The 15,435-nt window shown below is 53.7% G+C and carries 17 protein-coding genes and 1 pseudogene; 15 read left to right on the plus strand and 3 right to left on the minus strand.

Going from position 1 to position 15,435, the window contains the following annotated elements; genetic code table 11:
• Window positions 1-143 precede the first annotated feature (143 nt).
• From FYJ78_RS05425 to ulaA, 3 genes are read left to right on the plus strand one after another with little or no spacing between them, the layout of a single operon-like run.
• On the plus strand, window positions 144-584 hold the full coding sequence (locus FYJ78_RS05425) for a PTS sugar transporter subunit IIA (protein ID WP_154620401.1): 441 nt from the start codon (window positions 144-146) through the stop codon (window positions 582-584).
• Window positions 585-630: 46 nt separating this feature from the next.
• Complete coding sequence (locus FYJ78_RS05430) at window positions 631-927, plus strand: PTS sugar transporter subunit IIB (protein WP_154620402.1); 297 nt, start codon at window positions 631-633, stop codon at window positions 925-927.
• A 30-nt stretch (window positions 928-957) separates the two neighbouring features.
• A complete protein-coding gene (gene ulaA / locus FYJ78_RS05435; RefSeq protein ID WP_235899879.1) occupies window positions 958-2,304 on the plus strand; it encodes a PTS ascorbate transporter subunit IIC in 1,347 nt (448 codons plus the stop codon).
• A 156-nt stretch (window positions 2,305-2,460) separates the two neighbouring features.
• On the opposite strand, the gene FYJ78_RS05440 is transcribed toward ulaA, so the two are convergent.
• Window positions 2,461-3,459, minus strand: a complete 999-nt coding sequence (locus tag FYJ78_RS05440; protein ID WP_154620404.1) for a Gfo/Idh/MocA family protein — start codon at window positions 3,457-3,459, stop codon at window positions 2,461-2,463.
• A gap of 429 nt (window positions 3,460-3,888) precedes the next feature.
• On the opposite strand from FYJ78_RS05440, the gene FYJ78_RS05445 reads away from it, so the two are divergent.
• From FYJ78_RS05445 to FYJ78_RS05475, 7 genes are all read left to right on the plus strand, one after another.
• On the plus strand, window positions 3,889-4,626 hold the full coding sequence (locus tag FYJ78_RS05445; protein ID WP_154620405.1) for a carboxymuconolactone decarboxylase family protein: 738 nt from the start codon (window positions 3,889-3,891) through the stop codon (window positions 4,624-4,626).
• A gap of 24 nt (window positions 4,627-4,650) precedes the next feature.
• Window positions 4,651-4,884, plus strand: coding sequence for a hypothetical protein (locus FYJ78_RS05450; RefSeq protein ID WP_456242917.1), 234 nt, complete (start codon window positions 4,651-4,653; stop codon window positions 4,882-4,884).
• 165 nt (window positions 4,885-5,049) lie between these two features.
• Entirely contained in the window at window positions 5,050-5,940 is an 891-nt protein-coding gene (locus tag FYJ78_RS05455; RefSeq protein WP_154620406.1) for a LysR family transcriptional regulator, read from the plus strand.
• 133 nt (window positions 5,941-6,073) lie between these two features.
• Complete coding sequence (locus FYJ78_RS05460) at window positions 6,074-7,246, plus strand: alpha/beta hydrolase (RefSeq protein WP_206671374.1); 1,173 nt, start codon at window positions 6,074-6,076, stop codon at window positions 7,244-7,246.
• Between the two features lie 35 nt (window positions 7,247-7,281).
• Window positions 7,282-7,743, plus strand: a complete 462-nt coding sequence (locus FYJ78_RS05465; RefSeq protein ID WP_154620407.1) for a cyclophilin-like fold protein — start codon at window positions 7,282-7,284, stop codon at window positions 7,741-7,743.
• A gap of 40 nt (window positions 7,744-7,783) precedes the next feature.
• Complete coding sequence (locus FYJ78_RS05470; protein WP_154620408.1) at window positions 7,784-8,965, plus strand: MFS transporter; 1,182 nt, start codon at window positions 7,784-7,786, stop codon at window positions 8,963-8,965.
• A 190-nt stretch (window positions 8,966-9,155) separates the two neighbouring features.
• Window positions 9,156-10,298 (plus strand): alpha/beta hydrolase, encoded by a 1,143-nt coding sequence (locus FYJ78_RS05475; protein WP_154620409.1) that lies wholly within the window; start codon window positions 9,156-9,158, stop codon window positions 10,296-10,298.
• Window positions 10,299-10,308: 10 nt separating this feature from the next.
• On the opposite strand, the gene FYJ78_RS05480 is transcribed toward FYJ78_RS05475, so the two are convergent.
• Window positions 10,309-11,223: a LysR family transcriptional regulator gene (locus tag FYJ78_RS05480; protein WP_154620410.1), complete on the minus strand. Its 915-nt coding sequence runs from the start codon at window positions 11,221-11,223 to the stop codon at window positions 10,309-10,311.
• Window positions 11,224-11,405: 182 nt separating this feature from the next.
• Window positions 11,406-11,786: a winged helix-turn-helix transcriptional regulator gene (locus FYJ78_RS05485; protein WP_154620411.1), complete on the minus strand. Its 381-nt coding sequence runs from the start codon at window positions 11,784-11,786 to the stop codon at window positions 11,406-11,408.
• 114 nt (window positions 11,787-11,900) lie between these two features.
• Between FYJ78_RS05485 and FYJ78_RS05490 the strand changes: the two genes are divergently transcribed.
• The 5 genes and pseudogenes from FYJ78_RS05490 to FYJ78_RS05505 all read left to right on the plus strand — a co-directional run bounded on the left by FYJ78_RS05490 (window position 11,901) and on the right by FYJ78_RS05505 (window position 15,433).
• Window positions 11,901-12,575, plus strand: a complete 675-nt coding sequence (locus tag FYJ78_RS05490; protein WP_154620412.1) for an alpha/beta hydrolase — start codon at window positions 11,901-11,903, stop codon at window positions 12,573-12,575.
• Window positions 12,576-12,593: 18 nt separating this feature from the next.
• A pseudogene (locus FYJ78_RS12915) lies at window positions 12,594-13,622 on the plus strand (AMP-binding protein); the annotation flags it as partial.
• Between the two features lie 174 nt (window positions 13,623-13,796).
• Window positions 13,797-14,087: an AMP-binding enzyme gene (locus tag FYJ78_RS12920; RefSeq protein WP_235899890.1), complete on the plus strand. Its 291-nt coding sequence runs from the start codon at window positions 13,797-13,799 to the stop codon at window positions 14,085-14,087.
• Window positions 14,071-14,535, plus strand: a complete 465-nt coding sequence (locus FYJ78_RS05500; RefSeq protein WP_154620413.1) for a GNAT family N-acetyltransferase — start codon at window positions 14,071-14,073, stop codon at window positions 14,533-14,535. The genes FYJ78_RS12920 and FYJ78_RS05500 overlap by 17 nt, the downstream gene beginning before the upstream one ends.
• Window positions 14,536-14,551: 16 nt before the next feature.
• The gene (locus FYJ78_RS05505) at window positions 14,552-15,433 is read left to right on the plus strand and encodes a radical SAM mobile pair protein B (RefSeq protein ID WP_154620414.1); all 882 of its coding nucleotides are present in this window, start codon (window positions 14,552-14,554) and stop codon (window positions 15,431-15,433) included.
• Window positions 15,434-15,435: the final 2 nt, after the last annotated feature.

Raw genomic sequence — 15,435 nt, forward strand, 5'->3', positions numbered from 1 at the left:
TTCATCTCCCGAATATTGATACGATCATAGTAGTTCATTTTTTGCACTTTTGTCAAATCTTTATTGCACTTGTTTTAACGTGCGACAGCGCCTAAAATAAGTGCTGTAATAAGAAATGAGCAGCAACGGAAGGAGGAACGACAATGACGTTATTCGATGACCGATATATTCAATACATCGATCAGGAGAATCCCTCTTGGGAGAATTTGATCCAGCTGGCTGGTCAGCCGCTCCTGAACGATGGTCTGATCGGACAGGAATACATCGATGAGATCGTCGCGACGTGCAGGGAAAAAGGTCCGTATATGAACATCGGGCCGAACATCGTACTGGCGCATGCAAGGCCGCTGCCTTCCACAAGGAAAGCCGTGATGGCGCTGCTGCTCAGCAGGAAGCCGGCAGCTTTGCTGGATGACCCGGCTCATACGGCGCGTCTCTGGATCTTTCTGGCAACGCCGGATGATCAGAGCCATATCGAGTTGATCCAGAAACTGGCTGCATTGTTGATGAATGCCGATCGTGTGCAGCGCGTTTTAGCGGCAAACTCGCAGGAAGAATTGCTAACCAGTCTTTGTGCTGAATAAAGAAAGCCTATATCATATGTCATCCAACGATTAGGAGGGAATGATAATGAAATTCTTATGTATTTGCCAGTCCGGTCTCGGCAGCAGCTTTATGGTTCAGATGAACATCCAGAATCTGCTCAACTCGGAAGGCGTGACGGAGGAGATTTCGGTCGAGCATGCAGATGTCGGCAGTACGACAGCCGACATGGCGGATTACTTCTTCGTTGAAAAAACGCTGGGCGACGCGGTGTCCGGTCTGCCGCGGGATCGCGTTGTCCTGCTCAACAGCCTGATCGATCAGAATGAGATCAAGGGCGCGGTCAATAAGATTCTCGACGACAATAACATCGCACACAACTAATAGGATTCAATCGAAGGGGGGACTTTGGTTATGATACAAAATCTTTTTGTCAGTATCGTCCAGACGCCGGCTTTGCTTGTTGGCTTGTTGGCCGTTCTGGGACTCATCCTGCAGCACAAAAAAGCCACACAGGTCATTCAGGGAGGCATCAAGACGTTTGCAGGCTTCCTGATTCTGACCGGCGGCGCCGGCATCCTTGTCAATTCGCTCGATCCCTTTGCCAAGATGTTTCAGTTCTCGCTCGGCGTACAGGGCGTTGTGCCGAGCAATGAGGCCGTGGTCGCCATCGCTCTGGTCGATTATGGTTCTGTAACGGCCATGATCATGTTCGTCGGCATGCTGGTCAACATCGCGCTGGCCCGCTTTACGAAGTTCAAGTACATCTTCCTGACCGGTCAGGCCATGCTCTATGTCTCGTGCCTGACGGCCGTCATCCTCGTATCCGCTGGTTTCGGCAACGGCCTTTTCACGATCCTGCTCGGCGGCCTGTTTGAAGGCACGTTGCTTACGGTCACGCCGGCGCTCTGCCAGCCGTTTATGCGCGTGATCACCGGCGGCGATACCGTCGCCATGGGCCATACGGGCAACATCGGCTATGCTCTGGCCGGCTGGTGCGGCAAGTGGTTCGGCAACAAGGAGCACAGCACGGAGGACATCAATGTCCCGAAGAGCATGTCGTTCCTGCGTGATTCGACGGTCTCCATCACGATCGTCATGGCTGTCGTCTACGTCATCCTCGCCTTGATGACGGGCCAGCAGTTCGTCGAAGAAAATCTCAGCAAAGGAACGAACTACATTATCTATGCCATCGTACAGGCTGGTACGTTTGCAGCAGGCTTCGCCGTCGTCCTGCAGGGCGTCCGCATGATCTTGGCGGAAATCGTCCCGGCTTTCCAGGGCATTGCCATGAAGCTCGTGCCGAATTCCAAGCCTGCTCTGGATGTTCCGATTATTTTCCCGTATGCACCGAATGCTGTTCTGCTGGGCTTCTTTGTCAGCTTCATCGTCGGTACATTTTCGATGTTCGGTATGGTTGCCCTTGGTACGGTCGTCATCATCCCGGGCGTTGTCGGTCACTTCTTCTGCGGCGCCGCTGCCGCCATCTACGGCAATGCAAAAGGCGGCCGCCGCGGCGCGATCATCGGCGCAGCCGTCAACAGTCTGCTCATCAGCTGGCTCCCGCTGTTCATCCTGCCGGTCCTCGGCAACCTGAGCCTTGCAAGCTCGACCTTTGCGGATACCGATTACCTCATCCCCGGCATCCTTCTCGGCAACATCGGCGCACTCGGCGAAACGGCTCTGATCGTCGGCATCCTCGGCTTCACTGCCGTGGTCTGTCTGGCAAGCAAGCTTATGAAAGCGCCGGAAGAAGCTTAATCTTATATAAAAAAATAGGCCGTAACAAAGCAGCCTATTGCAAAACGTTGATCCTCTATGGGAACCAGCTGCCGGCTCACTGTGTGAGCCGGCAGCTGGTTTTCCAACCTTGCGTTCGAGATTCCGGGCACGGAGACGAGCAGCGAGCGGTGCGGGCTATTTCCGGTCACAGCCAAATACAATGCCTGCGCTTTTTCGCGCCTTTTCCGCCGTTTCTATGACCGCCAGCGATACCTTTAGGCCGGCTTTCATGCCCTCGTAGTCGGCCGTCTGATACATTCTGGCAAACTCCTGAAATTCATGTACCATGCGATGTGAATAGCGGTTGAGCTTGTAACGGGTGACTGTCTCCCCGCCGTGCAGGGACACTTCGAAGGCTTTCAGTTCGTTGGGCGCTCCCAATACGCGCAGCCAGCCCTTTTCCCCCTGAATCGTCACGAAGCCGGGGCTGTCGGAATCTTTGGCGCCCAAAGCCGCGGCCGTAAACTCCGGGTACTTCATGAGCACGGTGCCGGAAGTGTCAATGCCGTTGAAGCCGCGATGCGGATGGTAGCTCACCTCGTCTGGCGCGCCGAACAGGCCGATGATGCAGTTCAGATTGTAAATGTTGATATCATAGAGAGCGCCGCCCGAGCATTCCGGGTCAAAGGCGGGCAAGACCTCTCCTTTCAGATAGCGGTCATAGCGGCTGGAATACTGGGAATAATTGGCGGTGACGGCGCGGATGTTTCCCAGCTTCGGCAACATCTCTTTGATCGCCGCGAAATTCGGCATATGAAGCAGCGTCACCGCCTCAAACAGATACAGGTGTTTGCCGAGCGTCAGGTCAACCAGTTCGCGCACTTCATCGGCCGTTGAGGCGAAGGGCTTTTCCATGATGACGTTTTTCCCCGCGAGGAGCGCCCGTTTGGCGTATTCGTAATGAACGCTGTTGACCAGTCCGACATACACAAAATCCACTTCGGGGCTGCGCAGAAGTTCGTCATAATCCGTATAAACGGCGGGGATGGCATAGCGTTCGGCCAACTGCTCCGCTGTCTCTTTGCTGTGGGGGCGGGAAAAAATAGCCGTTATCTTGATTTCCGGTACATGGGAGAGAGCCGGGAGCGCCCCCTCCTTCACAATAGATCCCGTTCCCAGAATGGCCAGCTTCATATTCTTTCATCCTTTCCGTTTTCTGTTCTTCGCTTATTGCATTGTATATCATCAAGGCAGCGGAGACAAGATGTTACGCGCCGAAAGATCGATGGTATCATTCTTCATCTCGTCCTCGGTCATATTCTGCCCTCTGGCCGCGGCCCCCAAATAGGACAATGTGCGAAGTTCCGTATGCCTTGCTTCTTGATAAGATTGCTAGGTGTTCAAGTTATTCTTGCCATTCAAGGGGCGCGCCGCTTGTTCCTCCGACGGGCAAAAGGATGCTGCCAGCAAGTATTCTTGATCGTACCATATGTTTTATGAATAGCAAATGATTTTCGATAAGCATTTCACATGAAATGCTTCTTTTGCTATGATAAGGAAAAACAAGAAAGTCTAGGGTGCCGCGGCTGGCGGCACGGGATATACGAGAAAGAAGGAATCCTCATGGAAAAACAGACAGCAGGCCGCAAGGCTCTGGGTGATTTCGCACCGCAGTTCGCGGCACTCAACGATGATGTACTCTTTGGCGAGGTATGGGCCAAGGAAAATGAGCTCTCGCCGAAGCTTCGCAGCATCGCGACGGTCTCGGCGCTTGTCGGCAAGGGAACTGCTGGCGAAGCCTTGCGCTACCACCTGCAGACGGCGCGGCAGCACGGCGTCACGAAAGAGGAGATGGCTGCACTGCTCACACATCTGGCCTTCTATGCTGGCTGGCCGAACGCCTGGGCCGCCTTCCCCGTGGCCAAGGAGGTCTACGCCGATGCAGCGGATGCAGAGGGGCGCGGCGGCTTCTTCGGACTCGGCGAGCCCAATGATGCCTATGCCAAGTACTTCACGGGGCGGTCGTATTTGAACGTTTTGTCGAAGCCGGGCGAGCCGCTCACGATCTGCAACGTCACATTCGAGCCGGGCTGCCGCAATTTCTGGCATATCCACCACGCTGCGCAGGGCGGCGGCCAGGTGCTCATCTGTACCGACGGCGAGGGCTGGTATCAGGAAGAAGGCAAGGCACCGCAGAGCCTCGTACCCGGCGACATCGTCGAGATCCCCGCAGGCGTCAAGCACTGGCATGGTGCCAAGCAGCACAGCTGGTTCTCCCATCTCGCCTTCGAGATCCCGGGCACGGAGACAAGCAACGAGTGGTGCGAGCCCGTCAAGGACGCCGAGTATCCGCAGGACTGACACGATAGTTTAGAAGGAGATTGGATTGTATTCTGGAAGGTCAATCCGGAAGGCAAGGCGAATGAGGAGATTGCCGAAGAAGGCCTCAAGGCCATGGAAGATTGGATGAAGGAACTCGGGCTTGCCATGAAGATCTCCGAGCTCGGCGCGACAAAAGATAGGATCGATGGCATCGCCGATGCTACACTCCTACTCGAGGGCGGCTACAAGGTGCTGAGTCGTAAGGAAGTCGTTGAAATTTTGGGGGAAAGTCTCTGATGAAAAAAGGCTCTCGCGGAGAGGGCCTTTTTGATTTTATAGGGTTGCGACGGAAGAGACGTTCCGTTCAGCCACTCGTCTATTTCCTTTCTTTTCTATATTGCGGCTTTGCGTATATAATAGAGGAAGTGTACCAATCATAGAAGATGATGGAGGAGTGGGAGAATGGAGATACGCGTACTGCAGTACTTTATGGCGGTAGCCCGGCATGAGAATATCACCAAGGCGGCGGAGGAACTTCACCTGACGCAGCCGACGCTTTCGCGGCAGCTGTCGGATCTCGAGGACGAACTGGGCGTGCAGCTGCTCGTGCGCGGGAAGCGCAAGACGCAGCTGACGGAAGCCGGACTGATATTCAAGGCGAGAGCGCAGGAGATTCTCAGCCTGACAGAAAAGACGAAGGAGCAGTTTGCCAAGATGGATGAGCTCGTGGCGGGGGACATCTACCTTGGTGCCGGCGAGACGCAGGCGATGGCCTGTGTCGCGAAAGTCCTGGCGCCGCTGCGCCGCTCCTATCCGCACATCCAGTTTCATCTGGTCAGCGGCAATGAAGACCTGATCTACGATTCTCTGCAGAAGGGATTGCTCGACTTCGGGCTCGTCTGCCGGGCGGATGCGCCGCGGACGTATGTGTTCCGCCGCATCCCGCACGATGATGCCTGGGGACTCATGATGCGGGCGGACAACCCTCTGGCGGTCAAAGAGGCCGTACAGCGCGCCGATCTCTTGCAGGAGTCGCTCATTGTATCGGAACAGGCAATGAAGCATCACGAGCTGGATCATTATTTCGGCAGCGCAGCGGAGAAAATCGAGGTGGCCGGCACCTACAACTTGCTCTACAATACAATCTTCTTCATCGAGGCGGGCATGGGCAGTGCGCTTTGCTTCAAGGGCATGGCGGATGCCGTAGGTTCGTCCCGCGGGCTCGTATTCCGTCCTTTGGACCCCGTGATTTACTCGGCGAATTATGTGGTCTGGCGCAGAGATCAGGTCTTCTCCCGCGCCGGTCGTCTCGTCGTGGCGGCCCTGGACGAGGCGTTCTCTCATCATGCCTAAGGTGTATCATAAGTTATTAAAACCAAGTATTTGTAATTATATACCCCTTCCCTTATAATGAACGCATCAAGTAAAACAACTGGGCATGCAGCGGTGAGCTGCAAAGATGCAACAATAAGGAAGGGGTTTTTCCATGAAGACATTCAAGAGCAAGAAAAGAGCCGCTTGGCTGATGGCCGCTGTGATGATGGGGACGTTCACTTTTGGAGGGATGACGATGCATACGACTTATGCAGCCGTGCCGACGAAAACGCTCGTGCACGATTCACAGATGAAGCATGCGACGATCAAGGATCTTGACAACGACACGCGCGTCTTTGCCGTGGACAAGACGATTGAGGCCAAGAAGGTCACGTTCCAGAACCGCTACGGCTTCGATGTGGCGGGCCACCTCTACCTGCCGAAGGATTTCGATGACAAGAAGCAGTACAAGGCTGTCGTCGTGACGGGCCCGTTCGGCGCAGTCAAGGAGCAGTCCTCAGGCCTCTACGCACAGGAGATGGCCAAGAACGGCTTTGTTGCCGTCGCCTTCGATCCGTCGACCACGGGGGAGAGCAGCGGCAAGCGCCGCAATATGGGCTCGCCGGAGATCTTCACGGAGGATTACAGCGCGGCGGTCGATTTCGTCAGCAACCTCAAGTTCGTCAACTCGCAGCAGATCGGTGCCATTGGCATTTGCGGTCTCTCGGGCATGGCCATCACGGCAGCGACGAATGATACGCGCATCAAGGCGGTCGCGACCTCGGCCATGTACGACATGTCGGACAGCATCCGCAACCACTATCAAGGGGATTACTACACGCCGGAGCAGCGCGAGATCGTCAAGCACCACCTGGCCGAGATGCGCGATGAGGAGGCAAAGACAGGCAAGTCCATTCCCGGCTCGCATGAGCTCGCCGTCGATAAGGATGGCAAGGTGATCTCGACGAAGACGATGTTCCCCGACAAGCTGCCGGCGGATGCATCGGATGTCGTGAAGGGCTTCTACGATTATTACGTCAGCCGCGCTTACCATCCGCGCGCCATCAACTCCAACACGCTGGCCTGGGATTCGACGACGCCATACGGCTTCTTCAACTTTTCGCTGATGGAGCACATCAAGGAACTCAGCCCACGCCCGCTGCTGCTCATCACAGGGGACAAGGCGCATTCTAAGTACTTCTCGGATGCGGTCTATGCAGCGGCAGATGGTCCGAAGGAGGAGATTGTCGTTCCGGGTGCTACGCATACGGATCTCTACGACCAGATGGACAAGATCCCCTTCGACCGCCTCGTCGCGTTTTTCAACAAGTACCTCGGTGAATGATTGCTGGAAAGGCGTAACCGGGAGGAGGATGTTTGATGAGCAGATTGTTCTTTTTCTGTTGTGCTCTGATTGCACTTCTCATGCTGGGCTGTGGCGGCCCTGGAGTGGCAGCCACAGCCTTGTCTGGGACGGAGGCAGAGATGCACGAGACAGGAACGGCATCCCTACTGGCGGGCAGCAAAGTGTATGCTCTAAAGTGGGCTGACACGGAGGCTGCTGCCGAGCTGCGGCAGCAGTTGCCGCTGGTCAAGACGTTTACAGAACTCCATGGCAACGAGAAATACTACAAACTGCCGCAGCACCTGACAGCGGCGGACGAGGATGTCCGCGAGATCCATAAGGGAGATGTCATGCTGTTTGACGGCCAGTATGTCGTGGTGTTCTATCAGGATTTTCAGACGACCTACCGCTACACGCGCCTGGGTCACGTCGAAGCAGCCAATGATCTGGACGCTGCTCTGGGGGCAGGTGATGTATTCCTGACCTTGCAACCATGAGATGGGGAGAGCGGTCTGGAGGCGGAAAGGATGAGATGATATGAAACGACAGCAGCTATTGCTCTTGATCCTGGCATTTGGTGTGTTCAGCATCCTCAATACGGAGATGGGCATCATCGGCATCCTGCCGATGGCGGCGGAGATGTACCAGGTGGATATCGTACAGGCGGGGATGCTCGTCAGTCTGTTCGCGCTTGGCGTGGCCATCGCAGGGCCGACGATGCCGTTGCTGTTCTCGCACTTCAATCGCAAGCACGTGATGCTGCTTGTGCTGGGCGTGTTCACGATCTGCAATGCACTGGCCGTCGTTGCGAGCGACTTCCAGCTCCTTTTAGTGCTGCGCGTCGTGCCGGCTTTTTTCCACCCGGTCTACTGTGCACTCGCCTTCAGCGTGGCCGCTGCCTCGGTGGCTCCAGAGGATGCGCCGCGGGCTGTGGCGCGCATCAACATGGGCGTCGCGGCCGGCATGGTCGTCGGCGTGCCCATCAGCAATGTCTTGGCAGCGACGTTTGACTTTTCGATGGCGATGGTCTTCTTTGCAGGCGTGACGGGGCTCATGTTTCTGCTGACACTGGCCTTTGTGCCGGACTTGCCGGTGACGCAGCCAATGCGCTACGGCGCGCAGCTTTCCGTTCTGAAGCGTCCGCCGGTCTGGCTGGCCATCGTGGCGGTCATCTGCCTCAACGGTTCCATCTTCGGCGTCTACAACTACCTCGCTGATTATTTGCAGAAGGTTGCGGCACTGCCGGGAGAGCTCATCGCAGCGCTGCTCCTCGTCTATGGCCTCTTGAACATCTGCGGAAGCTATCTGGGGGGCAATCTCCTCGCCAGGTGTCCCAGCGCGACCGTACGCCTTTTCCCGCTGTGTACCATTGCGCTCTACTGCCTGCTCTTTGTGGGCGGTGGGAAGTTGCTGCCTCTTCTTGCGGCACTGATTGTGGCCTGGGGCATCCTCGGTGGCATCAATGCGAACATCAATCAGTACCTGCTGGCCTGCGTGGCATCGGATGCGCCGGATTTCAGCAACGGCCTGTTCCTGACAGCGGCCAATCTCGGCTGCATGGCGGGAACCATGATCAGCGGCTTTTTCATCCGCAGCCTCGGACTGCCCTTCGTCGTCTGCGGTGGCCTGCTGCTGGCGGCCGCTGCCCTGCTGCTCACAAAGTTCGTACACTGCCGGGCAGATGAGCAACAGGCGACGGATTGTCTTATCGGCTCGTAACAAGTGGCTTTATGGCAGATTTCAATTCGTTTTTGACGCTTCGGCGATGTACTTTATAAGAAAAATATATGACGCAAGATAAGGTATAAGCATTTCATATTGTGATGCAGAGCAGGTAAGATAAAAGTATCAAGAGACGAAGATAAGCACTTGGAAAATTGCAAGTGCAAATTGAACGAGGTGTTTTGTTATGAAAAAGAACAAGCTTTGGCAGGGCATCGCGGCGCTGGCGGTGCTCGGCACGGCGTTCGCGCTCGGTGGCAACGGCCTGACGGCTGAGGCTGCGGCGCAGCAGGCAGCAGGGATGAATGTGGCGAAGAGCGTCACGCAGCAAAAGGAGGCAGAACCATTGCATCTGACACAAGAATGGGACAAGACGTTCCCGGAGAGTAAGGAAGTCAATCATCGGAAAGTTACCTTCCACAACCGCTACGGCATCGAGCTTGCGGCGGACCTTTATGAGCCGAAGAACGCCAAGAAGGGCAGCCTCGCGGCTATCGCCGTCAGCGGTCCGTTCGGCGCGGTCAAAGAGCAGGCCTCGGGACTCTACGCGCAGGAACTCGCGAAGCGCGGTTTCCTGACCATCGCGTTTGACCCTTCGTTCACAGGGGAGAGCGGCGGCGTGAACGGCGTGCGCAATGTCGCGTCGCCTGACATCAATACGGAGGATTTCTGCGCGGCTGTTGACTTCCTTTCGACAGAGTCTGACGTCAATCCGGAGCGTATCGGCATCCTCGGCATCTGCGGGTGGGGAGGCATGGCGCTCAATGCGGCGGCCATCGACACGCGCATCAAGGCGACGGTCACTTCGACGATGTACGACATGAGCCGCGTGATCGCGAACGGCTACTTCGATTATGAGAAAGATGCGGCGACAATCGCCAAGGAGCGCATGGCAAACCGCAAAGCGCTCAACGCACAGCGCACGGAGGACTACCGTACAGGCACGTACCAGCGTGCGGGCGGCGTCGTCGATCCGCTGCCGGCCGATGCTCCTTGGTTCGTCAAGGATTACTACGCCTACTACAAGACGAAGCGCGGCTACCATCTGCGTTCCGTGAACTCCAACGAGGGCTGGAACACGACGAGTGCGCTTTCGTTCATGAACATGCCGCTGCTTTCCTACGCGGATGAGATCGAAAGTCCCGTGCTCGTCATTCATGGCGAGAAAGCCCATTCGCGTTACTTTAGTGAGGACGCGTTCAAGAAGCTCAAGGGCGATAATAAAGAGCTTCTGATCGTCCCGGGCGCGAACCATACCGATCTCTACGACAACATGGAAAAGATTCCCTTTGACAAGATCACGGCGTTCTTCCAGAGATATCTGAAGTGAAGAAAGGAACTCAGCGTTTCAGTTTATCCTTTGAGGATTCACTGTCCACGCGCTGTTTGAGTTCTTCAAGGAAGACACTGCTGGATTTGGAGAGCAGGCGGTATTTTTTCCAGACGATAACGGCGCTGAGCGTGAGGGCGGGATTTAGGGGGATGAACTTTAAGTGGCCGGTGTCGAGCTGCAGCAGCTCGTCGATGCCGATGGCATTCGCGATGCCCGTGCGGATGAAGTGCGAGACGTTGCTGATGAGGTCGAACTTGCCGACGATGTTCATCGTTTCAGCGGATACCTTGCCGCCCGACCATTGACGGTAGTCATAGCGGTTGAGCGACTGGCGTGAGGAGACGAGCAGCGGCATTGCGTTCAGGTCATCGGGCGTGATGCCGCTCTTTTGCGCCCACTTACTGTCATCGCGCGTCACGATGCCGACGCGCATCGTTTCGGGCAGCCGGATGAAGTGATACTGCTCGACGTTGAATGGTTCGATCATCAGCGCGAAGTCGATGAGGCCATGGGCGAGTTTTTCCTCGACGGTGTCGGCATTGCCCGTGAAGAGCTCGACCGTCAGGCGGGGGTAGCGGCTATGCAGCTCGGCAAAGAGATCGGCGAGAATGTGCATGGCATGCGTTTCGCCTGCGCCGATGCGGATACAGCCCGCAAGATCAATCGTGTCATTCTTCATCTCGTCTTCTGTCTGGTTGACGAGCGCGAGGATTTCCTCGGCCCGCTGGCGCAGGTGCATGCCGTCCTCTGTCAGAACGGTGCTGCGGCTCGTGCGCGTGAAGAGCTTCTTGCCGAGTTCGTCTTCGAGGTCGGCAATCTGGCGCGAGAGTGTCGGCTGCGTCACATGCAGCACATTGGCGGCTTCGGTCATATTCTGTTCCCTGGCCACGGCCAGGAAGTACGATAAGGTGCGCAGTTCCATCAAAGATTCCCCTTTAGTCCGTATGCGAAAAAAGTACCTGCTTCTATTTTAGGGAGCAGGTACTTTTTTGACAAGCATTTTATAAGAAAAATGTATGACGCAAGCCAAGATATAAGAATTTCACATTTCAATGTGGTAGGGGGGTGCGTTTGGTTGTACAGCGAAAAAATAAACTCTCGCTATTAGAAATTTGGTATATCCTTCTCGTGCTTAAATCCCCACACCATTATGGCATAGAACACAGGCATTAAATCTCTGCCCATCTCAGAGAAAGAATACTCCACATGGGGCGGGATCTCGTTAAATTGCTCTCTGACGATTAATCCGTCCTTTTCCAAATCTCGCAGGGTGTTTGTCAGCATGGTGTTTGTAATCCCAGGCAGGTCTTTTTTTAATTCACCAAAGCGAATCTTGTCATGAATGCAGAATTCATAGAGCACCTGTGTTTTCCACTTGCCTTGCAGCATAATGAGGAGCGGTGTTACAGGGCAGTTTCCATCATCCGTCAAAATTCCGGTTTTGACCTGTTCGAGATACTCTTCATAAGACATATATTCCTTCATGGGGATGCCTCCGGTATATTTTTTGTACTATGTATGAACTTTTTGCGTACTTGATAAACTTTTTAGGCATTAGTATAATATATATACCTATGAATGTCAAGGAGGAGATTTTCCATGAACATAGAGAAATTTCAGGAAGGCGGTAAAACTGTCACCTTATATCTCTCTGAAAAAGAAAACATACCGCTGATCATCTTAAACACTTATTCCGGAAACGGAGACTCTGTCGTAGAGGAACTTAGGAGACTGGACGCTCCCGACTGCAATCTTCTCGTGGTGGGAGATTTGAAATGGGATCATGATATGACGCCTTGGTTCTGTCCGCCTCTGTCTCCGGAAGATACACCTTGTATGGGCGGAGCAGACGAATATCTGGAGTTGCTGCTGAATGAGATCATTCCGGAGGCAAGAGAACATATAAAGGGAGAACCGGCATATCTGGGTATCGCAGGGTATTCCCTCGCCGGGCTGTTTGCTGTCTATGCCATGTACCGGACGGATGTCTTTGACCGCATTGCGAGCATGTCAGGGTCGCTCTGGTTTCCCGATTTCAAAGAATACTGCATGACGCATGAGATAAAGCGCAAGCCGGATAAGCTGTACATTTCCCTCGGTGACAAGGAATGCAAGACAAAACAGCCACTTCTGAAAACCGTACAGGAGAACACGGAAGCACTCGTTGCCTATTATAAGGAACTTGATATGGATGTGACCTGGGAACTGAATCCGGGGAATCATTTCAAAGATGCGGCCCTTCGCAGTGCAAAGGGCATTATGGCAATCATCTGAAGATGGAGGAAACAGGACATGATAAATACAGTTTATGGGATCTTTGAGGAAATTGTAAAAAAACAGTCAGAGGCTGTGGCTATTATTGAGAATAAAAGGGCAATGACATTTCAGGAGCTATCGGAGATGGTGGATATGATAGCAGACAGCTTTCCCGATGGTACGAAGGCGGTCGGGATTGTCATGCGCCACAGGGCGGAGATGATCGCCTCCATTTTGGCTGTTCTGAAAACCGGAGCCATGTATGTCCCCGCTGAGCCGACCTTTCCCACCGGGCGTATTCATTATATGATGGATGAAGCAAAGGTGGATTTTGTCCTGACGGAGATGCAGTTTACATCCAAATTAGAGGATTACGAGCAGATTTGCTCAGATTGTTCCATTTGTCAGGCGGCACCCGGCAGTGAGACAAGAGTGTATCGACAGGACGAGAATGATCTTGCATATATCCTCTATACATCAGGTACGACGGGCAGACCAAAGGGCGTATCTGTCACGAACCGGAATGTCTGCCACTATGTGAGGGCTTTTGAAAACGAATTTCACCCGAAGCCGGGTGATGTGATGCTCTAATACTCGGTCTGCTCCTTTGATATTTTTGTGGAGGAAGTCTTTACAAGTCTTCTGAACGGAGCTGCCATTGCTATTCCGTCCGATGATGATAAAAAGGATATCAAGAGCCTTATGGCTTTTGTGGAGCGGCACGGTGTCACCATGCTTTCCGGATTTCCGTATCTGCTGGCAGAGATGAACCATTTGGATTCCATTCCGAGGTCCCTCCGTCTGCTCATCAGCGGTGGCGATGTGCTGCGCGGGCATCATGTAGACAACCTGATTGATAAGGCGGAGGTCTATAATACTTACGGACCAAGTGAGACGACCGTCTGTGCAAGCTATTACCGCTGCCGCGACGGAAAGCCGCTCGATGACGGTACATACCCTATCGGCAAGGCTGTACTCGGTGCAGAGATCAAAATACTCGACAACGAAGGAAATGAAGTGCCAAAGGGCGAAACAGGCGAAGTCTGTATTTTCGGCGGCGGCGTGTCAAACGGGTACATCGGAGATTATGACGAGGAAAACAAGGCTTTCGTGAAGCTGCCCGACGGCGGCAGAATGTACCGCAGCGGCGATCTCGGCTATATCTTGCCGGACGGGAATATTGCGTTCCTGCACCGAAAGGACACGCAGATAATGATCTACGGCAAGCGCGTGGAGATCATGGAGGTGGAGTCAAAGCTCTATCAATGCAGCGGAGTGGAACAGGCAATTGTGCGTCCGTTTGCCGATGAAGAAGGGCTGTCCTATATGATCGCCTATATCGTCCCGAAGAAAAACGATCTGAAGGTATCGCAGGTGCGGCGTGAACTTGCAGAAAATCTGATGCCGTTCATGATCCCGGAATTTATTGTAAAGATGCCGCAGATTCCACTGAACAGCAACGGCAAGCCGGATATGACAAGAATGCCGGTAGTGATGAAGGAGGGAAAAAACTATGAAGCTATCGATTAAAAGGGCATCCCTTGATGAGCTTGACATGCTCATGGAGTGGCGCATGCGAGTTCTTGCCGAGGTGTTTTCTGATTCAGAGCAGCCGGATTGGGAAGCGATAAGAAAGAACAATGAAGATTACTATAAAGAGACACTTTCCGATGGAACGCATACCGCCTGCTTTGCCGTGAATGAGGATGACGGAAAGATCATCGGATGCGGCGGGATTTGTTATCAAAAGGAAATGCCGTCTCCCGACAATCTGACGGGAACGAACGGCTATCTGATGAACATTTACACACTTCCCGAATACCGGGGACATGGCGTAGGAAGAAGAATTGTTGAATTTCTGATTGACGACGCCAAAAAGCGGGGGACTGAAAAAATTTACCTGGAAAGCGCAAAGGATGCAAAGCATCTCTATGAAGAAATCGGCTTTTCGGATATGCAGGACTATATGAAGATATAGAAGGGGATAACAGATTATGCAGATAAACGAAATCGAAGTAAAAAATGTGATGACGAAATCCAATCTGCCGGTATCGGATTTTTCCGTCAATCCTTATGTCGGGTGTTCTCATGCCTGCAAGTACTGCTATGCCTCCTTCATGAAGCGGTTTACTAACCACCCGGAGCCGTGGGGCGAGTTTGTAGATGTGAAATACTGGCCGGAGATAAAGAATCCGCAGAAGTACGCAGGAAAAGAGGCGTTCTTCGGTTCCGTCACCGATTGCTATCAGCCCTGTGAGACGAAATACAAAAGAACAAGAGCCTTGCTGGAGCAGCTTTCCGGCAGTGGGGTCAGTATCAGCATCGCTACAAAATCCGACCTTGTTTTAAGGGATCTGGATTTGATCAAGACCTTTCCAAACGCAAGGGTGTCATTCTCCATCAATACGCTGGATGAGGATTTCAGAAAGGAAATGGACAGGGGCGTGAGCATTGAACGACGGCTTGCGGCGATGAAAGCATGCTATGATGCCGGGGTGCAGGCTACCTGTTTTATCTCCCCGATCTTCCCGGGGATCACAGATCCGGTGGAAATCATCGAAGCGGCAAAAGACAGATGCAACCTTGTATGGCTGGAAAATCTGAACCTGCGCGGTGATTACGGTGCTCGGATCAAGGAGTGGATTCACGAAAAGCACCCGGAGCTGGACAAACTGTATTATGAAATCTACAGCAAAAAGAGCCGGGATTATTGGACGGCATTGGATCAGAGAATGCGTGAATACACCGCAAAGGAAGGTATGCCCTACCTGCGGGATGACGATCAGCACCGTTCCGCGTTCGGCGATCCTCCGGTCGTGGTGAATTACTTTTATCACGAGGAAGTGAAGAAATCGGCGAAGAGAAAGCAAGACTGATC

Source organism: Wylensekiella montiformis, assembly GCF_009697385.1.
Taxonomy (GTDB): domain Bacteria; phylum Bacillota; class Negativicutes; order Selenomonadales; family Selenomonadaceae; genus Selenomonas_A; species Selenomonas_A montiformis.